Annotated in this window: 25 protein-coding genes; 12 read left to right on the top strand and 13 right to left on the bottom strand. The window is 57.4% G+C overall.

Features of this window, described 5'->3' with window-relative positions:
- Nucleotides 1-179: 179 nt before the first annotated feature.
- From RUE5091_RS15460 to RUE5091_RS15410, 11 genes are all read left to right on the top strand, one after another.
- Entirely contained in the window at nt 180-1,478 is a 1,299-nt protein-coding gene (locus RUE5091_RS15460; protein ID WP_058282843.1) for a hypothetical protein, read from the top strand.
- An 18-nt stretch (nt 1,479-1,496) separates the two neighbouring features.
- Nucleotides 1,497-2,615 carry a cytochrome-c peroxidase gene (locus RUE5091_RS15455; protein ID WP_058282842.1) on the top strand — a complete coding sequence of 373 codons (1,119 nt, stop codon included), beginning with the start codon at nt 1,497-1,499 and terminating at the stop codon, nt 2,613-2,615.
- Nucleotides 2,615-3,337, top strand: coding sequence for an MbnP family protein (locus RUE5091_RS15450; protein ID WP_058282841.1), 723 nt, complete (start codon nt 2,615-2,617; stop codon nt 3,335-3,337). The genes RUE5091_RS15455 and RUE5091_RS15450 overlap by 1 nt, the downstream gene beginning before the upstream one ends.
- Nucleotides 3,338-3,974: 637 nt before the next feature.
- On the top strand, nt 3,975-5,105 hold the full coding sequence (locus tag RUE5091_RS15445; RefSeq protein WP_243470797.1) for an ABC transporter substrate-binding protein: 1,131 nt from the start codon (nt 3,975-3,977) through the stop codon (nt 5,103-5,105).
- Between the two features lie 52 nt (nt 5,106-5,157).
- Entirely contained in the window at nt 5,158-6,078 is a 921-nt protein-coding gene (locus RUE5091_RS15440; RefSeq protein WP_058282839.1) for a branched-chain amino acid ABC transporter permease, read from the top strand.
- Entirely contained in the window at nt 6,075-7,061 is a 987-nt protein-coding gene (locus tag RUE5091_RS15435) for a branched-chain amino acid ABC transporter permease (protein WP_058282838.1), read from the top strand. The genes RUE5091_RS15440 and RUE5091_RS15435 overlap by 4 nt, the downstream gene beginning before the upstream one ends.
- Nucleotides 7,054-7,803: an ABC transporter ATP-binding protein gene (locus tag RUE5091_RS15430; protein WP_058282837.1), complete on the top strand. Its 750-nt coding sequence runs from the start codon at nt 7,054-7,056 to the stop codon at nt 7,801-7,803. The genes RUE5091_RS15435 and RUE5091_RS15430 overlap by 8 nt, the downstream gene beginning before the upstream one ends.
- Nucleotides 7,800-8,486, top strand: coding sequence for an ABC transporter ATP-binding protein (locus RUE5091_RS15425; protein ID WP_058282836.1), 687 nt, complete (start codon nt 7,800-7,802; stop codon nt 8,484-8,486). Before RUE5091_RS15430 ends, RUE5091_RS15425 begins: the two co-directional genes overlap by 4 nt.
- Nucleotides 8,487-8,488: 2 nt before the next feature.
- Nucleotides 8,489-8,893: an acyl-CoA thioesterase gene (locus RUE5091_RS15420; RefSeq protein WP_058283001.1), complete on the top strand. Its 405-nt coding sequence runs from the start codon at nt 8,489-8,491 to the stop codon at nt 8,891-8,893.
- Entirely contained in the window at nt 8,890-9,120 is a 231-nt protein-coding gene (locus RUE5091_RS15415; protein WP_058282835.1) for a RidA family protein, read from the top strand. The genes RUE5091_RS15420 and RUE5091_RS15415 overlap by 4 nt, the downstream gene beginning before the upstream one ends.
- Before the next feature lie 103 nt (nt 9,121-9,223).
- Nucleotides 9,224-9,733 carry a hypothetical protein gene (locus tag RUE5091_RS15410; RefSeq protein ID WP_131726321.1) on the top strand — a complete coding sequence of 170 codons (510 nt, stop codon included), beginning with the start codon at nt 9,224-9,226 and terminating at the stop codon, nt 9,731-9,733.
- A gap of 23 nt (nt 9,734-9,756) precedes the next feature.
- Here the strand turns inward: RUE5091_RS15410 and RUE5091_RS15405 are convergent, their stop codons facing one another.
- The 5 genes from RUE5091_RS15405 to RUE5091_RS15385 form a co-directional block, all read right to left on the bottom strand.
- Nucleotides 9,757-10,503, bottom strand: a complete 747-nt coding sequence (locus RUE5091_RS15405; protein ID WP_082643678.1) for a porin family protein — start codon at nt 10,501-10,503, stop codon at nt 9,757-9,759.
- 50 nt (nt 10,504-10,553) lie between these two features.
- On the bottom strand, nt 10,554-11,798 hold the full coding sequence (locus tag RUE5091_RS15400) for a DUF3179 domain-containing (seleno)protein (protein WP_058282833.1): 1,245 nt from the start codon (nt 11,796-11,798) through the stop codon (nt 10,554-10,556).
- 19 nt (nt 11,799-11,817) lie between these two features.
- Nucleotides 11,818-13,485: a sulfatase-like hydrolase/transferase gene (locus tag RUE5091_RS15395; protein ID WP_058282832.1), complete on the bottom strand. Its 1,668-nt coding sequence runs from the start codon at nt 13,483-13,485 to the stop codon at nt 11,818-11,820.
- 107 nt (nt 13,486-13,592) lie between these two features.
- Entirely contained in the window at nt 13,593-15,230 is a 1,638-nt protein-coding gene (locus RUE5091_RS15390) for a sulfatase-like hydrolase/transferase (RefSeq protein ID WP_058282831.1), read from the bottom strand.
- 10 nt (nt 15,231-15,240) lie between these two features.
- Entirely contained in the window at nt 15,241-15,492 is a 252-nt protein-coding gene (locus RUE5091_RS15385) for a hypothetical protein (protein WP_058282830.1), read from the bottom strand.
- Between the two features lie 122 nt (nt 15,493-15,614).
- On the opposite strand from RUE5091_RS15385, the gene RUE5091_RS15380 reads away from it, so the two are divergent.
- Nucleotides 15,615-16,934 carry a tetratricopeptide repeat protein gene (locus RUE5091_RS15380; RefSeq protein ID WP_058282829.1) on the top strand — a complete coding sequence of 440 codons (1,320 nt, stop codon included), beginning with the start codon at nt 15,615-15,617 and terminating at the stop codon, nt 16,932-16,934.
- A gap of 34 nt (nt 16,935-16,968) precedes the next feature.
- On the opposite strand, the gene sstT is transcribed toward RUE5091_RS15380, so the two are convergent.
- The 8 genes from sstT to RUE5091_RS15340 all read right to left on the bottom strand — a co-directional run.
- Nucleotides 16,969-18,198, bottom strand: a complete 1,230-nt coding sequence (sstT, locus tag RUE5091_RS15375; protein ID WP_058282999.1) for a serine/threonine transporter SstT — start codon at nt 18,196-18,198, stop codon at nt 16,969-16,971.
- Nucleotides 18,199-18,408: 210 nt separating this feature from the next.
- Nucleotides 18,409-18,876 (bottom strand): cysteine hydrolase family protein, encoded by a 468-nt coding sequence (locus RUE5091_RS15370; RefSeq protein ID WP_058282828.1) that lies wholly within the window; start codon nt 18,874-18,876, stop codon nt 18,409-18,411.
- A gap of 19 nt (nt 18,877-18,895) precedes the next feature.
- Nucleotides 18,896-19,309 carry a VOC family protein gene (locus RUE5091_RS15365; protein ID WP_058282827.1) on the bottom strand — a complete coding sequence of 138 codons (414 nt, stop codon included), beginning with the start codon at nt 19,307-19,309 and terminating at the stop codon, nt 18,896-18,898.
- A gap of 241 nt (nt 19,310-19,550) precedes the next feature.
- Nucleotides 19,551-20,525 carry a sensor histidine kinase gene (locus RUE5091_RS15360; RefSeq protein WP_058282826.1) on the bottom strand — a complete coding sequence of 325 codons (975 nt, stop codon included), beginning with the start codon at nt 20,523-20,525 and terminating at the stop codon, nt 19,551-19,553.
- Nucleotides 20,522-21,199 carry a response regulator transcription factor gene (locus tag RUE5091_RS15355; protein ID WP_058282825.1) on the bottom strand — a complete coding sequence of 226 codons (678 nt, stop codon included), beginning with the start codon at nt 21,197-21,199 and terminating at the stop codon, nt 20,522-20,524. Before RUE5091_RS15355 ends, RUE5091_RS15360 begins: the two co-directional genes overlap by 4 nt.
- Complete coding sequence (locus RUE5091_RS15350) at nt 21,196-22,761, bottom strand: DUF4153 domain-containing protein (protein WP_058282824.1); 1,566 nt, start codon at nt 22,759-22,761, stop codon at nt 21,196-21,198. Before RUE5091_RS15350 ends, RUE5091_RS15355 begins: the two co-directional genes overlap by 4 nt.
- Before the next feature lie 123 nt (nt 22,762-22,884).
- Nucleotides 22,885-23,883, bottom strand: a complete 999-nt coding sequence (locus tag RUE5091_RS15345) for a helix-turn-helix domain-containing protein (RefSeq protein WP_058282823.1) — start codon at nt 23,881-23,883, stop codon at nt 22,885-22,887.
- A gap of 78 nt (nt 23,884-23,961) precedes the next feature.
- A partial coding sequence (locus RUE5091_RS15340) for a hypothetical protein (RefSeq protein ID WP_131726320.1) occupies nt 23,962-24,170 on the bottom strand: 209 nt, incomplete at its 5' end.

Below are 24,170 nucleotides of genomic sequence, written 5' to 3'. Positions count from 1 at the left end.
CCACGCGGATCGCTTCTAGCGCTTTGACAGTCGACAAAACCAGCGATGTTGATTGCGATCGGCAACCCATCTTTCGAGGTTCGTGCAAATTTGGTGCAATTCCCGGGATATGGTATGACTTTATGCAAATCGCATCTCATTAAGAAATATATCGAAATTTCATCACAAGGGGGGAAGTCATGAAATTCAATCATATTTCGCGCGGTGTTCTGATCGGTGCGGGCCTGGCATTGACAGGTCTGTCTCCGGCATTGTCGCAGGAGCGTGAAGAAAGCCAGGGCATGGTTCTGCTGCGCGGACTGCCGACCCTGGATACAAAACACAGCATCGCGATCGTCGAACTGGACCCGGAATCGGATCAGTTCGGAGAGATTCTCAGCGAAGTAGAACAGCCTGATATAGAGCATCCTCTGCACCATCTGTATTACAGCCCGAATGGTCGGCTTTACGCTACGGGTCTTGATCCTTCGTGCAGCTTGGCCGAGGTCGGCCTGGCTCGTGACGCGGGTGGTGCGCCAGTAATATCGGGCTTCACCTGTCTGGACACGCAAGGGCAGATGGTCGGTGAAGACATCATGTGGGCCAATTCGAACGGTCAGGAATACATGTTCGTAACCTTCATGGGTGGAACCGGCGGCGATGATGGCGGCTCGGTTGGTGTTTTCGATCCACAGACAAATGAGGTCGTCAAAGTGATCGAAGCGCGCAAAAGTCAGGTGAGTGAAGGTGCGCCCTTTATTATGTACCCGCATGGTATCTCGGCCTTTGAGGACCGTATGGTCGTGACTTCGACTGTGCATCCGGATCTGGCCACTGGTGTTGGTAATATGCTGACGATCATTGATCTGAATGACCTGGAGCCCATCGAAAACATCTTGGTCGAAAAGGAAAAGCCGCTGAACTTCCCATCCTCTCCGGTTGAGGTTTTGTTTGCTCGTCCCGGCATGCATCCTGATATCGAACCGGCCATTCTAGCCAATACAATGTTCGGGTTCGAGACATGGAAAGTGCCCTACGACGCAAGCTCTAAGACCTTTGGCGAGGCCGAAGTGATCTATAGCGGTGTCGCCAATGAAACCGCCGTGCCGCTGGAATTTTACGGCACCGAGGATGAGCTGTTCATATCGCATGCCCTGCCGGGTGTGGTGAAACGCTATGAATTGGCTGCGCTGCCGGAACTGGTGTCCAGCGGGCCGGATATCGTCGCCGATCCGGGGGCCCATCATATGATCTTTTACACCTCGGCCTCGGGGCGCGATCTGATCGCCGTTCAGAACAACCTGCTGAATCTGGGCAACGGTGCTGACGACGACCCGACCGATGTGGATTTCATCGCCGATCTGGCCAGCCACACGATCTCGGTTCACGATCTGGAAACCGGCGAACGTCTGGCTACGATCGACTTTAAAGAGCGCTACAACAAGGGGGTGGATAACCTCGAAGGGCTGTTTGGCTCGGGGTTTGTTCACCACCACTGACGGTCTTTGGGGGGTGGAATGCGTTGGGTTGTGTTGATTCTGGCTGCCGCTGGGGTTGCGGCGGCCGGTTGGGTGGTCTGGGATCGCGTACGCGGCCCGACAGCGACGCCAATTGCCGATTTTTCGGCACCCTTTGTGTTCGGACGGTTTGCAGTTCCGCCCGACAACGCGATGACGCAAGAGGCGTTCACCCTGGGCCGGCACCTGTTCTATGACCCCATCCTGTCAGGCAACAATGAGGTATCCTGCGCCACCTGCCACGTGCAGGAGTTGGCGTTCACCGATGGACTGGCAAAATCGCCGACATTGTCAGGTGGAGAGCTGGATTTTAGCTCGATGAGTCTCGCCAATCTGTTATGGGGGCAGGAGAGGTTTTTCTGGGACGGCCGCGCGACCTCGCTGGAGGAACAGGCATTGATGCCGATTCAGCATCCAGAGGAGATGGGGCAGGATATCGACGCTCTGATGGAGGAGCTTCGGGTCTCGGGGTCTTATCGCAAGATGTTTCGCCAGGCCTATGGCTCGGTCACGCCCGAAAATACAGCCAAGGCGCTGGCGACTTTTATGCGGCTTTTGATCTCATCAAACTCGAAGTACGATCAGTACCTGCGGGGCGAGGTCCGGTTGACTGCGCAGGAAGAACACGGGCGCAAGCTGTTCATGGCGCATCCCGATACCAAGGTGTCCCTGCGGGGCGGCAATTGCATCGATTGCCACAGTCAGTTTCTGACCTCGGGGTTTCGCGATGCGCTGGACGGGTTTTCCAACAACGGGCTGGATTCGGATGAAACCATGCCTGATGGTCTGATGGCGGTGACGGGCAACCCGGCGCATAAGGGGTTTTTCAAGGTTCCGACCCTGCGCAACATCGCCGTCACAGCTCCCTACATGCATGACGGTCGGTTCGACACGCTGGAGGACGTGATGGACCACTACAACGATGGTATCGTGGTCAGCGATACGCTCAGCCCGTTGATCCTTGAAGCCGACAACGCACCCGAGGCTGGGCAGGGCACAGTGGGTCTGCGCATGACGCCAGATGAAATCCAAGCCATCATCGCCTTTCTCGACACTCTGACGGATGAGGCGTTTCTGACCAACCCGCAGTTTTCCAACCCGATCGAGGGAGGGTCGTGATGCGTCCGATCATTGTAATTTCAGCCTTTGTGGCCCTGATCGCGGGGTGGTTTGTTCTGAACTCGGGGCAAAACAAAGCCACGCCGATCACGCTGACATTCCACGCTCAGATGGGGGATGAGCCCCTGATTTATGATCAATTCATCTATGAAAATCCAGGCGGGCAGGGTCAGTTCAGGGTTCGCGACTTCAGGTTCTACCTAAGCAACCTGTCTTTCGGGCATGGCGGTGAAACCTATGCCGAACCTGACAGCTATCACTTGCTGCGCTTTGACAATGCCGACAGCGCACATTCGATCACCTTGCCTGAGGTGCCGCTACCATCGGTTGAAACCGTGCGGTTCCTGATCGGTGTCGACCCGGCGGCGAATACCTCGATTGAAGCGCGCGGGGATCTGGATCCTAACAGCCAGATGGCCTGGAATTGGGAAGTCGGTTATAAATTCGTCGTGTTCGAAGGGGCGCTGCAAGTGGGTGAGGACGTGTCCCCTCTGGTCTATCACGTTGGGTTTTCCGAGAACGCGCGCGAGGTTGAATTTTCAATTCCGGCAGAGGCTCTGGCGGATGGAAAGCAAGAGGTCAACCTGATCGTCGATCTGGCGAAACTGTTCGACAACGCAGCATTGATCGACATGCAGGCGTTGCCCTCGGTCAAATTCAACCGCACAGATGCGGATGCGTTGGCCGATAACTACGCCACCATGATCGCGCCGACCTTCTGAGGGTTAGCATTCTGCCGAGCGATGCTGTCCGCGATGACGTGGAAATTTGCAGTCTCCCGCGCGTCCCGGTGCTGTAACGCAGTTCTGGCCTTTGTTCGAGATATTTAGCGGACCTGCGCATTGGTGCAGGTCATCAGGTCGCGGTTGGCGATGTCTTCAAGCAGACTCAGCGTGACTTCGAAAAGGCCAAGAGGATACGATGACAAGGCCTTGCTGGACTACACCTCAGACTCAAGCAGAAAGCCCAACGCCGCAAGTTATGTTCACCTGAGTCTGGCAATGTTTGCAGTTCGGAACTGTAGCGACCGAATTGGAACAAACCTTTCCACGACATGAACGTGAGTATCGAGAATTACAAAAACACCGCCCGCAAGCACTGATGGTTTAGTCAAAAGCTGCGCAAAGCAGGGTTTGAACGGGGACGGGACCGAGACTGTAGCCAGCGACATTGGCCGGTTGGTCATGCACGGTCTTACAAGAAATTTCAGCGGTTCAGGTGGAAATTCCTCTCGACGAATGGGGCGGGATCGGTCTGAATAGCGGAATACTAAAAAAGAACGCCCTGTCAGGGGCATAGAATGAACGCGGGGAAGACCGGAAAGAGGTGCGTTCGAATTACCAACGAAGGGAGATGAAGATGAAAAAGTTTCTAGCGGCCGCTGCGGTATCCGCTCTGTGCTCCACTGGCGCGCTGGCCGAAGTCAAGGTCGGGATGATCACAACGCTGTCCGGCGGTGGCGCCGGTTTGGGCATCGACGTGCGGGACGGGTTCATGCTGGCCATTGCGCAATCAGGCCGCGACGACATTGAGGTTGTGATCGAAGATGATCAGCGCAAACCCGACATCGCTGTGCAGCTGTCCGACAAGATGATCCAGTCCGAGCGGGTTGACGTGATGACCGGCATCATCTGGTCCAACCTTGCCATGGCCGTGGTGCCAGCGGCGGTGAATCAGAACGTGATCTACCTGTCGCCGAATGCGGGCCCATCGCCTCTGGCCGGCAAAGGTTGCCACCAGAACTATTTCAACGTTGCCTGGCAGAATGATAACCTGCATGAAGCTGCCGGGGCCTATGCCAATGGTACGGGTTACAAGAACAGCTTTATCCTGGCCCCGAACTATCCGGCGGGTGTGGATGCCTTGACCGGATATAAGCGGTTCTTCGAAGGCGATCTGGCCGGTGAGATCTACACCGAGCTGGGACAGACCGACTATGCTGCCGAGATTGCCCAGATCCGCGCCAGTGATGCGGATAGTGTCTTTTTCTTCCTGCCGGGCGGCATGGGGATTTCCTTCCTCAAGCAATATGCCGACAGCGGCATTGACCTGCCCGTGGTTGGCCCGGCCTTCAGCTTTGATCAGGGTATCCTGCAGGCAGTTGGCGATGCGGCGCTGGGTGTGGTGAACACCTCGCAGTGGAACAAGGATATCGACAATCCGACCAACGCGGCGTTTGTCGAAAGCTTCCAGGCGGAATACGGACGTTTGCCTTCGCTTTATGCCAGCCAGGGGTTTGACACCGCCAACCTGTTTCTGTCAGCGCTGGACAAGGCCGACCCGTCCGATGCTGATGCCTTCCGCGAGGCGCTGCGGGCGGCTGAGTTTGAAAGCACCCGCGGCGATTTCAGCTTTGGCCCGAACCATCATCCGGTTCAAACCATTTATGCACGCGAAGTGATCAAGGAAGGTGACGTATTCACCAACAAGATCCTCGGCGTTGCGCTGGAAAACCACTCTGACGCCTACGCGGCCGAGTGCAAAATGTAACTGACCTTCTGCCTGCCCCTGATTACGGGGCGGGCAGACCACCGGAGTTTCCATGTCCTCGATCCTGATTATCGAGCAGATCCTCAACGGGCTGCAGTTCGGTGTGATGCTGTTCCTGATGGCGGCTGGCCTGACGCTGATTTTCGGCGTGATGGGCCTGATTAATCTGGCGCACGGGTCCCTTTATATGGTGGGGGCGTTTGCGGCCGCTGCTGTGGCAGGAGTTACAGGATCTTTCCTGCTGGCGCTGGTTGCCGCCCTGGCCGCCGCTGCACTGGCCGGAGCAATTGTCGAGATGGTGGTGATCCGACGATTGTATAACGCACCGCATCTGGATCAGGTGCTGGCCACGTTTGCGCTGATCCTGATTTTTTCTGAAGGAACACGCTGGGTCTTTGGCTCTTTCCCGTTGTTTCTGGATATCCCCGACGCGCTGTCAGGTCCTGTCACATTGCCGGGCGGAATCGAATACCCGCTGTATCGCCTGACCCTGATCGGCATCGGGTTGGCTGTGGCCGTAGGGCTTTGGGCGCTGATTGAGCGTACCCGTCTGGGCATCCAGATCCGCGCCGGGGAAAATGATCGCGAGATGATCGCGGCACTGGGCGTCGATATCTCGAAACTCTACACGCTTGTCTTTGCGCTGGGCGCGGCACTTGCCGGGCTGGCAGGTGCCCTGGTCGGCGCGATCCAGTCGGTTCAAGTCGGGATGGGCGAGCCGGTGTTGATTCTGGCCTTTGTGGTCATCGTCATCGGCGGCATCGGTTCGGTTCGTGGGGCCTTTATCGGCGCGCTGCTGGTCGGGCTGACCGACACGCTGGGCGGAGTGTTCTTGCCCGAACTGTTCAAGCTGTTCATGGACAATGGCGCGGCGCAGAAAAGCGGCTCGGCGCTGGCCTCGATGGGGATTTATGTGCTGATGGGGCTGGTGCTGATCTGGCGGCCCACCGGTCTGTTCGGAGCGCGTGCATGAGGTTGAACGAAAAATACTTCAACGCGCTGATGATCGCGGGTCTGCTGGCGCTGCCGCTTTGGGCCGTTGTGGCGGATCAGCCCTTTACGATCACGCTGGTGACGCGTGCGGTGATCCTTGCGTTGGCGGCGGTGGGGTTGAACATCATCCTTGGGATCGGTGGCATGGTCAGCTTTGGCCATGCCGTGTTCTTTGGGATCGGAGGGTACGCGATGGGCATCCTTGCCTATCACGCGCAGACCTACACGGCGCTTGATCTGGGGCCGTTCAGCACTGATGGAACCAAGTCCATGCCGGTGATCTGGTTGGTGGCTATGATCCTTTCCGGTTTGGTGGCGTTCTTTATCGGGCTGCTGTCGCTGCGCACCTCCGGGGTGTATTTCATCATGATCACGCTCGCCTTCGGGCAGATGTTTTTCTACTTTGCGATTTCCTGGGCCCAATATGGGGGCGAGGATGGACTGTCGATCTATGTCCGCAACGATTTCCCCGGCCTGAACACACTGGCGCCGATCCAGTTCTATGGCATCTGTTTCACGCTGCTTTGCGTGGTGCTGTTTCTGTTCGCCCGCCTTCAGGCCTCACCCTTCGGATTGGCTTTGAATGCCGCGCGCCAGACGCCCACTCGGGTCGAGACCGTAGGCTTGAATCCGATGCGATTGAAGCTGCTGGCCTTTGTCCTGTCAGGCGCAATTACCGGGCTGGCGGGCGCGCTCTTTGCAGACCTGAACCGCTTTGTCTCACCCACAATGTTCAGTTGGCAATTGTCAGGTGAGTTGATCGTCCTGATCATCATCGGTGGGGTTGGGCGCTTGATGGGACCTGTGATCGGGGCCTGCGTCTTTGTGGCGCTGGAACACTTCTTGGGTGAGCTTACCGATTTCTGGCATGTCTATCTGGGTGTGGTCCTGTTGTGCATCGTGCTGTTCGGGCGCGGGGGGCTGATCGGTCTGCTGACCGGGAAGGAGGGGGTCCATGTCTGATCCTGTCCTTTCCACGCTGAACCTGAACAAGAGTTTTGGTGCGCTCAAAGCCACGGATGATGTGTCGATTGATCTGAAATCCGGGGAAATTCACGCCATCATCGGCCCAAATGGAGCGGGCAAGTCGACGCTGATCCAACAGATTTGCGGTGGTTTGCAGCCGGATTCCGGGCGTGTCCTGCTGAACGGTCAGGATGTCTCGGGCCAAAGCACGCAGGCACGGGCGCGGGCCGGGATGGGGCGTACCTTTCAGATTTCGCAACTGTGCATGGAAGACACCGTGCTGGAAAACGCAGTGCTGGGCGTAATGGGGGCCGAGCATTTGGCTTGGCGGTTCTGGCGCCCCGCCTTGAAACGGCCCTCACTGCGCGACCGAGCCGAGGCGGCGCTGGAACGCGTGGGCCTTAGTGACGACCGCGATACGCGCTGCGCCAATCTCAGCCATGGTCAGCGGCGGCAGTTGGAGGTCGCGGTGGCGCTGACCTTGTCCCCAAAAGCCTTCGTGATGGATGAACCGATGGCCGGACTTGGTGCCGAAGGATCGAAACGGCTGACGGGCTTTCTGGACGGGCTGCGACAGGAAGCGCCCATTTTGCTGGTCGAACATGACATGGACGCGGTCTTTGCGCTGGCCGACCGGATCAGCGTGCTGGTCTATGGCAAGGTCATCGCCACCGGTACAGCGGACGAAATTCGCACCAACCGCGAGGTGCGCGACGCCTATCTGGGGGATGAGGCATGACCCTGTTGCGGATCGAAAACCTCAGTGCCTCATATGGTGTCAGCCAAGCCTTGTTTGGGGTTGATCTTGAGATGGCGCAGGGTGAGGTAACGGCCCTGATGGGGCGTAACGGCATGGGCAAGACCACCACGGTAAAGGCCATTTGCCGGATGATCCGATCAGACGGCACGTTGATGCTGGACGGTCAGGACCTGCACGTTCTGCCCAGTCACAAGGTCGCGCGCAAGGGGGTGGGGCTGGTGCCGGAAGGGCGCCGCTGTTTTGCCGATCTGACCGTGCGCGAAAACTTGATTGCGGCGGCACGCCCGGGGGAGTGGACTCTGCACCGAGTGACTGAGCTGTTTCCCCGGCTCGGCGAACGGTTCAGCCAACGGGCCGTTTCGCTATCGGGCGGAGAACAGCAGATGCTGGCGATTGGCCGCGCGCTGATGACCAACCCTCGACTGTTGATCCTGGATGAGGCCACCGAGGGGCTTGCCCCGATCGTCCGGCAGGAAATCTGGGCAGCTCTGCACCGCCTGCGGCAAGAGACAAACGTGGCGATCCTGCTGATCGACAAATCGCTCAAGGAATTGGCGGCTGTGTCCGACAAGGCAGTCATTCTGGAACGGGGGCGCACCGTTTGGTCCGGTGACATCACCGACCTGACCCCGGAAATTTCCGAAAAATATGTGGGGGTTTGATTTTGTTCGAGTTTCATCAAAAGGTGCTGTTCAAACATTGCGACCCCGCTGGGATCGTGTTCTTTCCGCGTTATTTCGAGATGATCAATGATTGCATCGAGGCGTTCTTTGATCAGGGGCTGAACGTGCCGTTTCACGATCTGCACCGCGAAGGTGCTTTACCAACCGCGCAAATTCAAACCCAGTTCCCTGCGCCCAGCCGCCATGGCGATCAGTTGATCTTTCAACTGCAGATCAATCGGGTCGGCAACAGCTCGGCTACGTACACGATGACTGCTCGTTGTGGGAATGGGGGGCGGCTGACGTGTTCGGCGACATTGGTTCACATCGACGCAGATGGCCGCCCCGAGGCCTGGCCTGACACCATTCGCTGGAAACTTGGATCATTCATGGGGGAGGCAGCGTGAGCCCTAAGATCACTCAACCCGACGAGTGGCTTCTGGCCAAAGTCTATGCGAACGGCGTCCTGACCAAAGACGGCCCCTTGCGCAATGGCGGTCGGATCGGATGGGATGCGAACAGGGATTTCCTAGACGGCGGCATTATTGGTCAGATGAAACGGGCCATGCATAACCTCTCGAACATTTTCGAGGCGGCAGGTGGTAAGGGCTGCCTGACATTGTGGTGTCATTGAATGAAACCGCGCAACAAAGTCCCATTTTCGCCGCTATTCCGTCAGATCAATCACAAATTCAGCTTTCAAACATATCCTCAACAAGAACAAGAGGATATGAGCCGTGCAGTGGATTCTACGCCATCTTTATCTGGAAAGACGCAGACTTGCAGTCGTTGGCGGCATGTCATTTGTGGCGGGCGCGACGTTGTATTCACATTTCACCGGCACGCAGATGGGAATTCCGGCACCTATAATCATTGGGTTTTTTTACATGGTAGCCGTCGTGGTGGCGGCGGTTGTGACTACTTTGCTTCTGCCGGGATTACGTCGGTTTACGGATGCGGTGGCCGTTACGCGGCTTAGTTTTGCCGTGTGGGTTGCAGCCACGCAAAGCTACGAACTGGCAACCTCACCGCTTGTCAGTGCAACAATTGTGGTTGGGGGCGCAATCGTGCTCTTGCAAATTGGCGTTTGGTATCCTGTTGCTGTGCGAAACCTGTCCTTTCCACAAGGTGGTCAGCACGTCACCAACAATGTCCGGCAATATCTGCGCTGGCTCGACAACGCGGCAGAATATCATGCGGATGCAGCGACGGTTTTTGCTAGCAACCGCCGTCACGCTCATGGGTAGGGTATGGCTTTGATGCCCGGCTCTCAGAACCGGTAAGTGGCACCAATCAGGGGGCCGGATTGATCGAATTCGTAATCGTTTCCGTCTATTTCGTGGTCGAATGAAATATACCGGTACCCGCCCCGCAACACCCATCTGTCATTGATGATGTAATCGGCGGTCAACAGAACCGACCACGTCTGACTGCCGCTGCGAAACCCTCCGTAATCCACGTAGGCCGTGCTGGTCCATGAATCCGACAGTGTAAACCGTGCCCTAACTCCGACAAGAGGGTCTACCCAGCTTTCGTCGGCAGTTGAAGTAAGTGTGGGGCCCCCGCCCGGTGTCAGCGAGAAATCGGTGTCTGTGCTGTACCACCTGAGACCGCCTGCAATATCCACCTTGACCGAAGGATCGTTGCGCACCCGGTACCCCACCAGTGCGGTCAGAAATTGCGTTTTGACCGAGGTCTCAAGCTCGCCGCCGCCGGGGCCGGTATCGCCGAAGGACAGGTTGGTATAGTTATAGTCGGCCAGAATGCTCCATTGCCCGTTTGTGGCCGCCAGGGCACCCATGAATGCAAAGTCGAGGTTTTCCAGCGCGTCTGAAAAGCTAAGTGTCCCGTCAAGCGTGCCCGAGGGGGTTTCAATGCTGGTTTCAGTCTCAGGCATGAACAGATAGACTGTGGCCTCATAAGACCATTCGGATTGCTGCGCCGAGGCTGTTGTGGCCATGGACGCCAATAAGGCCGTCGTTACGATGCCGAGTTTTGTTTTTTGCTCAAATGCCATTCTGTCCCTCCAAAAATTGTTTCCGTAATCGACGACCCCTTAAGCGGGGTCTAAGCCTTCACGCTTTCTAAATCCTTTGCACCTGAGCCGACACGATTGATGTCGGTGCTAGGGAAAAATTCGGACCATACGTGCCAGAAGATTCCGGCGCGCAGCGTTTCAACTCGTTGCAGTTGTCCCTGACCTGACTGGCCCCAGAAGTCGCAATGTGCAATAGGCTGGCCGCTGTCATTGTACCAAACGCCCAGGCTTTCGTATTTCGGGTCAAGGCTGACAACGACATCGCGTCCGCCGACAGTGGCGTTGACGATCCAGTTGTTGTCGATAATGAAATCATCCGTCCAGCAGGCAGCGTCTTTGCCGATGGTTATCCCCCAAACATAGGTCTTGTTGGGCAGCCGGTCGTCCGAGCGGTCCATATTGTCCATCACCGGCGCGTCTTCCTGATGCTGGCGGCTGATGCCCCAGCCAAAGGTGATCTCGGTTATCATGTCCAGCATTCGCAGCAGGAAGTTGGGCGAGGGTTTGTTCAGAAAGACCTCGCCATCTGGAAAGGCTTTCTGGAACCCGCGAAACGTCATCCGGTAGGTGGGCCACGGCTTCATTTGCGCCTCGGGGCGCAGGGGGCAGGCGGGTCCGTCTGCGTCTGGGTCACGGTCGGCTTCGAGAAAGCCATAGATATGCTGGATCGGCTCGCCGGTTTCATTGTCGCGCAGGATCAGGTTGTTGCCGTGCTGGGCCAGCACCTCAAGGTCCAGACGCTTACCCTCGATCCGTGGGGTGTATCCCTGGCCGAGGTTGGCCATTGCACAATAGGTCATCACCACATCTTCACCGCCCAACCCATCTACGTCACCGGCCAGATGAGGCCGCATGATCTGTGCATCCGGGTGCGCGCGGGCATGTCCGTTGTGGTCTATCACGATGACCGGCGCGGTGGGGCCGACATATTTGCGAGCCTCGCTGATCGGAAAGAAGGCCGCATCGTTCAACTGGTTACGCAGGCCCAGATGCACCCAGACATACGGAAAGCCGTAAAAGATAAGAACCAACAACGCAGACAGGAGCCACAACCAAAACGATCCGCCACCAAAAAGGAGAAACGCCAGTGTTGCGACGGCAAATGCGCCCAGCCCGATACCGATCAGACGATATTCATAGCGGATGAACCGCACCATGTTTTCGCGCTTTACCTTCAGCAACATTTGCGAGATGTCGCCCAGATCGCGGAAATAGATAAAGCCGATCCCAAGCGAGATGATCACGCCAAGTGCGAAGAGGATGTTTCCGATCATTTGCCCCTCCTGATCCGCGTTACTGCTGTGACGAGGCGCGTTTGATCATGAACGCTTCGACAGCCTGTTGGGTTTCAGGGCGGATATTCTCGATCCCTTCGTAAGGCACGCCATAAGCGGGGGTTGTATCTGGGAACTTTTCTTTGCGGGCCATGTGGCGGCCCAGAATTCGAGCGAATTCCTGCCCTCCCCAGGCGCCAACCTCGGTCGAGACCGAGTATTCCTCACGCGTGTCCCGGTAGAGATCAAAGAACTTTGCCAGAATAGCGCTTTCCCCGGGCCCCGGCAGTTTCAGCTTAAGCTGGTCCTTCACGATGGCTTCGGGCTTGGCAACCGAATAGACGATGACGTGATCGCGTCGCGCTTTGGCTTCGTCGGCAAACAGCAGGGCGGCTGACTGATCCACCCCATCCACCAGACGGTCCCGTGGAATGTACTGATCGGCCCCGGCAAAGCGCGACAGTGTCGTATAAAGGTCCGAGACATGGATGATGCTGTTCAGTAGCCCATCAGCCTCGATCATGCCGGGCCAGCGGATGAAGGCATCAACGCGGATACCACCCTCGGTCGTGTCACCCTTGCCGCCCGCATAGATCAGCGGGGTGAATCCGGATTGCGGCGCGTATTTGGTGAAATGGCCGTTGTCGCCCATGACCACAACCACGGTATTTTCTGTCAGACCGAGCTCTTCCAGACGTGCGAATAAGTCGCCCAGCCACTGATCCAGCAACTGCATCTTGTCCACATACAGACCACCATTCACGCTTTCTGGTCCTGACCGTCCGGCGCGGGTGTTGTCCAGCGGGATCATCGGCCAGTATTGCAGGAAGAACGGCTTATCACCGCCCGCGAGGCGATCCAGTTCCTCTATCGTCTTGTCCTGAAACGCCTGGTTCATCTCATCGTACTTCGCAGCGTTCCAGCGTTCACCGGTATCCATGCGGATTTCGCGGATCGGTCCGCCGGTTTTGCCCTCGATGACCGTCATCATCGCAGCCGCGTCCGGTCGGAACCAGCCGTCCAGCGTGTATTTGTCGTCATAGTCCCGGATTGCGACCGAGACCTGTTCTTTTATCGCGTCGTCGTTAAATATGGTCAGCTGGCCCTGCTGGTGGATAGCGTGCTGGGCATAGTCAAACCCCTGATTCATCGCCCAGCTTTCCGCGATATCGCCCATGTGCCATTTGCCCACGTGGCTGGTCGCATAGCCCGCCTGTTTCAGAACCTCGGCCAAGGTGACCTCGGTTTCCGGTAAGCCAAACCCGGCAATGTCTACGGTTGTGTCGCCCATACCCATGCGTACGGGCAACCGCCCGGTCATCTGCGCCACACGGGTTGGCGTGCACGAAGGTTCAGTATACATGCGCACCATCCGCATGGCCTGATCCGAAAAGTCGTTAATATTGGGCGTCTCATAGCCCCGCACTGCGTTCAGTTCGGGGATGCCCATGTCGCCAAATCCCATATCGTCGATCAACACGCTGACAATGTTCGGAGGTTTGCCGCCATTGCCTTCCATAAAGGCGGCGAGCGCTTGGTCGACCGCGGCGTCATCCTGCGCCCATTGTTCGGCGTGCTGGGCCTGCAAGATGTAGAACTCTGCATCGTGTTGAATTGGGTCTTCCTGTGCATTGGCCGATGTGGCAACCAGCCCCGCGGACAGAATGATCGAGCATGTCAGTTTCATTCTTTACCCCCTAAAAACAAGTGTGAAGCAACCAGTGGCCGAAGGCGCAGCATTTCTATCACATTGAAACATTACGATATCTGATGGCAAAATTCTACGGGCCAACTTCATTGCCAGCTCATGAAAGTTTCGCGTGCCAGTTCCGATTCCGGACGCAGGTTTTCGATCCCTTCATAGGGCAGGCCTGTGCCAATCTCGGAATGTGGGTATTTTGCGATCATTTTCTGATGGCGTTTGACCATGTCCTGAAACGAGGCTCCGGCCCAAAGGGAATACCCGACTAACGGATGTTGCTCGCGCGGGTCACGGTAGACGTTGTAGGTAGGTGCCGCGGCGCCGGGCTGACCGGGGGCGGGCAGGTGCATCTTGAACTCTTGCTTGACCACGGACCGCAGGACTGGGCCTTCGTAGACATAGACATAATCGCGTCGTCCGTGGCCTTCGCCGTTCAGCAAAAGGGCGGTCTGGTCGATGCCGTCAATCACTCGGTCGCGCGGGATATAGTCTGTCGCCCCTGCGATCCGGGCCATCGTGGTGTAGATATCAGAGACGTGAAAGATATCGCCCGCTGCACTGTTGGCCTCGATGACATTGGGCCAGCGGATGAAGGCATCGGTGCGCACACCACCCTCAAGATGCTGGGTCTTGCCGCCGCGATAGATCAGTTGGTTGAGGCCCGAGGTGCCCTCGTAGTGATACATCAGGCCATTGTCGGCCATCAGGACCACGATTGTGTTGTCCGCTTTTCCGGATTCTTCCAACGCGTCTAGCAGATCACCGATCCAGCCGTCCAGCAATTGCAGCTTGTCCGCGTGAAAGCCCCCGTTTCGCGAAATTGCCTGATCGGGATAGACGAAATTCAGCGGGTAAAGCGGCCAGTATTGCAGGAAGAAGGGTGCATCCTCAGCCGCGACGCGTTGCAGCTGTTGCAGCACCTGTTGCTGATAGCGCAGGTTCATGTCTTCGTATTTCGCCTGAGTCCAGACCTCGCCCGCAGCCATGTCAATCTCGCGTGCCATACCTCCGGCCTCGGCCTCGACACCTGTGACCAAACCGTAGGGTTTAAAGCGCTCGTCCAGAAGGAACTGGTTGTTCTGTCCTTCGGGAACATAGCCGAGCATGTTGTTGGCTCGCATCGCCTCGGGGGTCATGAGGCTTAGCTGGACTTGTTGGTGTAGGGGGAAGGCGGCCCAGTCGAAGCCCTGATTGTGCGGATAGGATTCTTCGATATCGCCCTGATGCCACTTGCCGACATGAGCGGTGTTGTAGCCTGCTTGCTTCAGGATTTCCGGCAGGGTTACTTCCGAGGCCGGAAGACCCTCGCCCACTAGTGCAACCTTGACCTCTTCCACCCCGGCCCGCACCGGATGGCGGCCTGTCAGCATCGCCGTGCGCGTCGGTGTGCAGGAGGGTTCCGTGTACATCCGCATCAGCGACAGACCTTCGGTCGCCAAATGATTGATGTTCGGCGTTTCGATCCCCATGACGTAATTCATCTTGCGATCGCCCATCTGGCCAAAGCTTACGTCATCAATCAGGATGTACAGGAAATTGGGAGGTTGGCCGCCATTTGCATCGCGGATTTCGGCAAGCCTGGCGTCAACCTCTGCATCCTGCGTGTCCCACTCTGCACCGAATTGAGCGCGCAGGTATTCGAACTCACCATCATGGATGATCGGAGCGTCCTGAGAAAGCGCCGGACTGGCGGTCAGGATCAGCAAGGGCAGAAGGGTACGGAGTTTCATGGTCAACCTTTCACTCGTTCGTGCAGTCGGGGGCGTGCAGCCAGTTTTCGATACTGTTGCGCAAATCCGAGACGCTTTCGGCCAAATCCGCGAGGTAACGGGCGTGCGTTCCGCCTGCGGATTGCGGGGCCAGCGCCAACTCGTGAAACACTTCATGGTAGTCGGCGCAGATCTGATCGAATTCCTTGTCCTGGATGCGCAAGGCCTGCAGTTGATGTGCCGTGCCGGGGAACTGTGCTGCAAAGAAGTCATCATCTGTCATAGGGACGGGATCCGCTGGATTCGCCACCCAAACATGCCCGCCCAAGAATATGTCTTGAACGTAATAAGTCGCATGCTACCGTAACAACATGCCGCCAAGTCCTTACCTAGAAAGGATAGTTCTTGACCACCTCGACCAGTGATGCCCCGCAGGGGGATGCAGGGTCGTTCCCAAGGGAAAAGATCCAGTCGGCGCTGGATCGGGTTCTTGCGTCGAAGGACTTCCGGGGCTCGGCACGGATGCAGTCCTTTCTGACCTATGTCGTGACCGAGGCGCTAGCCGGGCGCACGGATGAAATACGCGCCAAGACGATTGCGATGGACGTCTATGGTTACAGCGCCGATGACCTGTCCCGGCGCGAAGGGGTGGTGCGCGTCGATGCAGGCCGCGTACGGCGTAAACTAAAGGCGTATTACGGGGGCGAAGGCGCGACTGATCCAGTGGTTATTTCACTGCCCGTCGGCAGCTACGCGCCAGAGTTTCAGTTGGGCGCGGGCAGTCCCGCGGGACAACGCAATCTGTTGCTGATCGGCGTTGTAACCGGCGCGGTTCTGCTGGGCGTTGGCGGCTATTTAGCGGCCATTTTTTTCGGGGAAAGCAGCCCGGTTTCGCCCACCGGCGATCAATCCACGATTTACGACGTCTCTCCGACCCGAGTCGAAGCGATGAACCTGTGCAACGCTGGTCGGGACTTGATCTTTCCAGTTGTGGATTTGCCGCGGCTCCGACCAGCATTATTGGTGTTTGAAACGGCAACCCAGCGGGACCCGTTGTATTACTGCGGCTATGCAGGGGCGGCGCAGGTGGAAACTATGTTGGCCATTCTGCAGTTTTGGGACCCTGTAGCCGAGGAATTGCTTGAAGCCGCCAATCAGAACAGCTCCCATGCCTTGGAATTGGCACCTGACGCCCCCTGGGCTTTATCTGCCAGAGCGTGGTTCGAGTTTGCCACTGGGAATTTCGACAAAGCCGTCAATCTGACGCATCGGGCAACCGACATGGGTCCAGATGACCCGCATATCGCTGAGTTTGACGCTCTGATATCGCTCTATACCTCTGACTTTGAACGCGTACTTTCACAAGCCAATCATTATCAGACAATGGCCGAGGATGGGGGCGGTTCCGTGGCTGGAAACGCGCTGGGCGCAGCACAGTTCCACACTGGTGACTATGCAGGCGCGATCCGGACCTATGAGGATACGATTGCGCGTGGTGGCCCGTTCGGGCCAATCTCAACTGCCTATCTGATGGCGGCGCATTGGAAAAACGGCGATCAGGTAGAGGCACGCCGACTTGCCGAAGTATACGTCAGAACCTGGCCGAACTTCCCTTTGGAGGAACTGAAAATCCGGACGTTCTCCGACCCGGCTCCGGTACAGGACCTGACATCAGCAATGCGGGCGGCCGGCTGGGGCAGTGCAGAACCCACAACCGCCAAGTAAAGTCTGACGGTTGTGGGATAGGGATCAAGGCCGTTTAGGCGGGGACTTGCTCCATTGGCAGCTTACGGGGATAGGGATCGCCCTGCTTGTATGACCCCGCAGCCGTGAACAGCACATCGGTGGACGAGTTCAGACCGGTTTCTGCCGAGTCTTGAAGGACGCCGATGATGAACCCGATGCTGACCACCTGCATGGCGGTCGCGTTGTCGATACCGAACAGGCTGGCGGCCATCGGGATTAGCAACAGTGACCCGCCTGCGACGCCCGACGCTCCGGTGGCTGCGATCGAGGCGATGATGCTGAGGAACAGGGCCGAGAAGAAGTCGACCTGAATACCCATGGTGTGCACGGTCGCCAACGTCATCACCGTGATGGTGATGGCCGCACCGGCCATGTTGATCGTGGCGCCGATGGGGATGGTAACCGAATAGGTTTCCTCATCCAGGTTCATACGGCGGCACAGCTCCATGTTGACCGGAATGTTGGCGGCTGAACTGCGCATGAAGAACGCGGTAACCCCGGATTCCCTCAGGCAGGTGAAGACCAGTGGATAGGGGTTCTTGCGAATGCGCAGGAACACGATCAGCGGGTTCACAACCAGTGCCATGAACGCCATGCAGCCGATCAGTAGCAAGAGTAACTTGCCATAGCTGGCTACCGTTTCAAAGCCGGTTTCGGCAATGGTCGAAGCCACGATGCCAAAGATACCGATTGGGGCGACCCGGATAATGGCGGCCACGATCTTGGTAATTGCGCCGTCCAGGTCGGACATCAGGGTCTTAGTCGAGTCGCTGGCGTGGCGGAAAACCAGCCCAAGGCCGATGGCCCAAGCCAGAATGCCGATATAGTTGGCCTGCGCCAGCGCGTTCACCGGATTATCCACAACTTTCAGCAGGATGTTCTTTACCACCTCGGCCAACCCGTCCGGAGCGTCCAAAAGCTGCGGCGTGCCGGTCAGGTGCAGTGAGACCGGGAACAGGAAACTGGCGGCCACAGCAACCAGCGCGGCGGCAAAGGTGCCAAGGATATACAACAGCACCACCGGCCCCATTCTTGCCTGGCTGTCTTTCTTGTGGTTGGTGATGGCGGCGCAGACCAGGATCAGCACCAGAACGGGGGCGACGGCTTTCAGCGCGTCGACAAAGAAGTCACCCAGCAGACCGACGGCCGAACCAGCGGCAGGCCAGAGGGTGGCTAGAAGGGCACCGGCCACAAGACCGATGATGATTTGAGTAACCAGGCTACCGCGTAGAATAAAATTCATCGGGACCATCCAGTTTAATTGAGGGCCTGGCGGTGCATTTTCTCGCTCAGGCACGGCTAAATTTAGAGATTGCGGCTATATGGACGCTTTAGAATTGATTTAAACGCCTAGGAGCGTGACGGTACGTAAAGACAGCGATTATATGTGAATTGAGAATAGCATATTTATCAAATGTTTCAAATAATTATGCTGAAATGGTTGGGGTGCGGGTCAAGTGATTTCTAAATGATTATTAATAATCTGGCCAAAATGGTGCCGCCACAGTTCCACACCCAGCTTGCCACTGCGATCCAGCGAAGACCCCACCACCGCGTCAGCAATTAGGGTCGGTTGCAGGCCCGCGTCAAACAAGGCGAACCCCGCCGCTAAAACGCAGGTGTCGGCCTGTATACCGCAGACCAGCACTCGGTCGATCTTCCAGCTTTGAAACTGTTCGATGACTTCGGGGGGCGGGCTGTAGCCATATTTCAGGATAATTCGGTCCGCCTGAACAAGGCTGTCGTCGACAGAACGCGGCGTCCATCCGAGCTGCCGGAAAAAGGGAACCTTGGCCTCATCATGACGTTCAACTGTAGCGACCGAGGGGAATTTGGCCGCCAACAGGCGGCTGCGCTCGACCAGCCAATCAGGCGGATCAAAGCTGGGTTGGACGTCGACAACCAAAACGGCCTGTTTCAATCAATGCCTCCGATACTGGCTAAACCGCCTGATGAACCTCGATGATATTGCCCTCGGGGTCGTGGAAAAACAGTTGGTGCCACTCTTTCGCGAATGCGGTGCCGTAGTCGGAATATGGAATACCGTTGTCGTCGAGCAGCTTTTTGAAGGCCTCGATATCATCGGTGCGAAACGCGATATGACCGCGTTCGACTGGATTGATTGTCTCACCATGTTTGAACGCAACGTCGAGGTTTTTCTCTGCCAGATGCATTTGCATGGCACCATCGGTGGCAAAGCGGATTTTGCCGCTATAGCCCTTGTCGTCGGTTTCATCTGGTCGTGGGAAATTCTCGATCGGGATATCGGCCAGCCCCAGAACCTGGGTGTAGAAACGGTGCAACCGCTCGACGTTATCCGAGACAAAGTTGATATGATGGAATTCAAGTCTCATGAAGGCTTGGCCTTTTGATTGGTGGTTGGCGCTAGAAAATCTCAAGAACCAGCGACAGGCAAGCCCAACGTAAAAGGTATTGATATTGCATGATAATGTGCGTGCAGGGGCAATCGGGGAACCATTTCGTGGCTGAACGATTTCAATATTTTCAATGCCCCTTCGATCGCGTTGTCTGCGATTCCAAGCGCCTTGATCATCTCTTTCGACAATACTGATCCAGTTGGCGAATAATCCGCGCCTATCCGACTTCGAAACGGATCGAAAAGATTGCGGCGTCGCGTACAGGCATCAGGGTGATATCTGCGCCATGTGCCCGCAGTGTATTGCGCACGATGGCCAGACCCATACCAGTTCCACCCTGATCGCGTTTGGTGGTGAAGAACGGATCAAACACACGCGTCGCGTTGCCGGCGGAGATCCCGTGCCCGTCATCACGGACCTGCAGAGCCACCTGCGTTTCGTCGCTTATGGCTGACAGGTGCACGACCTGAGCGTCATGTTCTCGCGCGTTGCCAAGCATTTGGCGCAACACGACCAGCAGGCCTTTTGAGGCCATCGGGATGTCCACATCCCCGCCATCAACGCGTATTTCAAGGTTTGGATAATCGCGGCACAGCGCGTCCAGCACTTCGTTCAGACTTGTTGACCCTTCATGGCGGGACTCGCGTGCGCGGGCCACCTGACGCATGGCTTCGATCTGCTGTTCCATCTGTATGCCTGCGCTGGCGATCTGATCCACCAGACGCAGAGTTTGTGCCGACAGTGCGTCATCATCCTTCAGCAATTCCGTTGCCGCCCTAAGCGTAGCTACCGGGGTCTTCAGCTCATGCGTAACATGGTCCGAGAAGCTGCGGATGGTGGTTTCGCGGTTCCGCAATGTCTCGGCCATGTCGATAACGCGCTGGGCGGTGATGCCAAGTTCCCTGGTGCCGAAACGCGAAGGCGGCGAAAGTGGGTCAGCCGGATTTCGAACCACCTGCGTAGCAAAGCGTTCCAGCGCAAAGATCGGACGCAGCAGCAGGCGGATCAGCAGCCAACCCAGAACTGCGGTGGCCGCTGTGATGATCACTGCCAACAGAACTGCGGAGTTGCGATAGCCTATTTCCGGCCCCAGAAACCGGAACGCCACCAGACCGGTCAGAGACAACAGCAAAGTGCCACACATGGCGCCGCCCAGAACAAAGGCCAGGCCAGGGCGCCACTTGCGCCTCATGCCGTGGTGTCCTGAATGCGGATGCCAACGCCGTGCACGGTTTCAATCGCATCTGTACAACCCGCTTGTGTCAGCTTGCCCCGCAAATTGCGCAAATGACTGTCCAGCGTCCGGTCCGAGACTTGTGACAGTGCGCCCCAAACCGATTGTATCAGTTGCGACCGGCTGTGTACTTGGCCGGGACGTTCGATCAGAGTGGTCAGCAAGGTGAACTCGGTCGCTGTCAGCGACACGGCGTTTCCATTCAGCCTGCAGATATGCGCACCGGGGTCCAGCGTGATCTGCCCATGTGTCAGGGGCTGGCTAGGTCGCGGCCCGGCCACACGTTTCAGGATCGCCCGCACCCGCGCCACCAGCTCACGCGGGCTGAAGGGTTTGGTGACATAATCATCGGCACCCATTTCCAGGCCCAGTATTCGGTCGATCTCATCATCTCGCGCAGTTAGGAACAGGATTGGAACATCGGACCGGGCGCGGATGCGGCGGCAGACCTCGAACCCATCCATCTCGGGTAGGCCGATGTCCAGAACGATCATGTCCGGCGCTTCGCGGGCGGCGTGAGTCACAGCGTTCTGGCCGTCGCTGGCAGTGATCACCTGAAATCCTGCGCGTTCCAACGCCAGACCAACCAGATCGCGCAGGCGGGGATCATCATCAACCAACAGGATTTTCATTGCGCCTCGCCTTTGGGGTTTGCCGCAAGATAGCCATTCACGCGTGCTGTGCGAAAGTCCCATTCGCGCCAGTTTGGATGGGTTGGGGCAGGATGCACACAGCTTTGCGCCCAATCGGGAATGTTTACGAAAGGCTGCTTTTCGATCTGGGTTGAGATCGCCTTGGCCGCCGAGTGCCCCAGGCCGCACAGGTAGACCCAGTCGGTTCGGGTTGCGTTGTCCGAATCCGCGGCACGCGACAGTGTGTCCGTCGCAATCAACGCGGCGAAGTTGATGAACGCACAGGTGTAAAGGGTTCCCACACTCAGCACGGTGACCCGCAGCAGCAGCCAGTTGGAGGAACGACCTCGTTGCACCTGCCAGGCCACCAACGTCAGTCCGATTGCCACCAGCCCCATCCAGATCAGCGCATAGACCCGCAGGTAGGTTAGACCAAACGAGTCGATATACAGGTTCAACCGGAATGCGGCAGACAGGGTTAGCAGAACATTCTGCGCCAGCCAGACTAGTAACAAAGGCTTCAAGGCTGGGTGCTGATCCAGAAAGGGGCGCGCTGCCAGTGCGAAGGCTCCGGCCAGCAGAGCGGTCACCAGCAGGGGATAGGCTCCGCGATGGGCGTAGGTGGCGAGACTCATGCCCTTAGGCAGAGCAGCGCCGCCAAGCAGGACCGAGATGTCCATGACACTCTGCACGGCCAGCATGATGTTGAACAGGACCAGTGCTCTGAATACCGACCCGGCATTCAACAGGCGCGACATACCCCAATTTTGGACGGACGCCGGTATGCGTGTATCCGGGGAAGGGGCAGTCAACAGAGGCCAGATCAACAATGCCAACCCGACCCAGAACACGATCCGGCGGATCAGCACAAGCAGATCGAAATCTACGAAAAGCATTCGAGCCAGCATGTGTTCCAGCACCGGGTTAGCGCTGATCAGCAAGGTGCTGAGTACGAGCAGGCCCCCCAGTGGAAAGGCCCAATTTCGGATGAAACCATGCACCGAGGAACGGCGGGCTTCGCTTCGCACCGCGAGGTTATTGCGCCATCCCCGAACCTGCGCTGCGCAATCCTTCAGCCCGACAGTCGGAACCCTTTTGATCAGACGCAATACCCCACCGGCCAGCCAGGAAAGGAGCTGGCGATATTTGACCTCTGGTGGGATCTGCAACAACACGATCGCGCTTAACAGCCCCGCAATCATGAAGGTCATCGACAAAAGCTGGACATGTTCCACCAAAGGCAGGGTGGCCAGCAGCAACACAACTGCGGGCGCCAGAGGTCTTGAGCGGTTGAGGTTTTTCACCCAGGCGGCTGCAAAGATGCACCAAGCGAAAATGGCCAGTGAGAACCCGGGTTTGTACCCCCAAAACAGTAGATCGCCTAGCAGAACAAGCAGGATCAGTGCAGGAGCCCGTGGAAACCTTCGGACGCTGTCCAGAACCTTTCCCGGGGTTGCAGGTGCGGGCGTTGGGTCAATCGATGCGCCACTTTCACTGGCCAGCCACCAGCCATCATAGGCAAGTGAGCGGGGCAATCCCCGAATTATAAGTTCATTGGGCATATCAGTCTCCTGCTTGAGTTTCCTCAAGTCTGCAGGAGTGGTTCGCAGAACCTTTGCAGCAGTTGTGCAGAATTCGTGCAGATTGGCCCGAACCAACGGGCCAGACAATGGTTGCCTGGCAGGTTAGTGCAGCGCGCCGTTATCCGTGAGCTCTCCGGCAAATCGGCAGCTGCGAACGGCCTCGGGCGTGGTGGAATACTGCGCCCTGAAGGCCCGCCCCAGGGCCGAGGCGGATGAAAACCCGGTTGCCGTCGAAATCTCAAGCTGCGGCATGTCGGTATAGCGCAACAGGCTATAGGCACGCTCCAGCCGCAATTCGCGATAGGTGGTCAGCAGTTTGACGCCTGTCTTGTTCAGAAACCGTCGCTGCAATTGGCGGGTCGAGGCCCCAAGCGCCTGTGACAGATCCGAGATCTTCAGCGGATCTTCGACGTTGTTCAGCATCTTCTCGATCACCTGTCGGACCATCGGATCGGCTCCGGATCGTTGGATAAGGCGGTTTGCCAGTTGGCTGGCACAGCTGCGTTTCGGCTCGGTCAGGCCGATATAACCGCGCAGGCTTTCGGCCAGGTGCTCGCCGTGATCCAGTGCCACGAATTCCGCCAGCAGGCGCAGGGCGCTCAGTTTGGTAGCGGCGCTGTGTACCCGGCCGTCCGGCGATCTGTGCGTGGATTTGTGGCAGTCGGCCAGCCCGATCTCTTCTGCGGCGGCCGAGAAATTCGAATGGATGGCGGCGAGGGGCTCATCGGCCTTTGCGCTGTGCGCCAGCAGCAGAGCAGCCCCCCCAACCAGAATGGAGCGTGACGCCAGATTCAGAATCTGTGCAATGCGCGTCTTGTCCTGTCTGGCGCAGTGCCAGGGTTTGTGTATGCCGCCCCAGAAAATCGCAGTGCGACCCGCCCAATATAGGGGGTCGCCAGTAAAGGCTTCGGATGTATTCCGAAAGGTGACAGCATAGGTGTGATCTTCGACGAGATCATTCAGAGCATGAAAAAACTCGGCAACCATTTCAGCCGAGCCTTCGGCCTCGGGATCGTTTAGAAAAACGTCGATGTTTCGCAGCCGTTCAGACGCCGTTCGGGCCAACTGTACGTGGTTGTTGCCGAGGACATAGTGTTTCATCGCTCCTCCACCTGCCTGATTTGGCTGCGTTGATTTGGTTGGTGTACCCCCCGCCTTCGGGGCGGGGGGTGATCTGATTTACTCTGCGGCTTCTTCGTATGCGTCCATTGGGGGGCATGTGCAGACGAGGTTTCGGTCGCCATATGCGTTGTCGACGCGGTTGACGGGGGACCAGTATTTGTCGACACCCATTGAGCCCGGTGGGAAGCAGGCCTGTTCGCGGCTATAGGGCCGGTCCCAGTCGCCGACCAGATCGCGCACCGTGTGGGGGGCGTTTTTCAGCGGGT

It is taken from the genome of Ruegeria denitrificans, assembly GCF_001458295.1.
GTDB classification, from domain to species: Bacteria; Pseudomonadota; Alphaproteobacteria; order Rhodobacterales; family Rhodobacteraceae; genus Ruegeria; species Ruegeria denitrificans.
The sequence above is the reverse complement of the archived record's forward strand: the minus strand, read 5'-3'. Positions and strand labels throughout refer to the sequence as shown.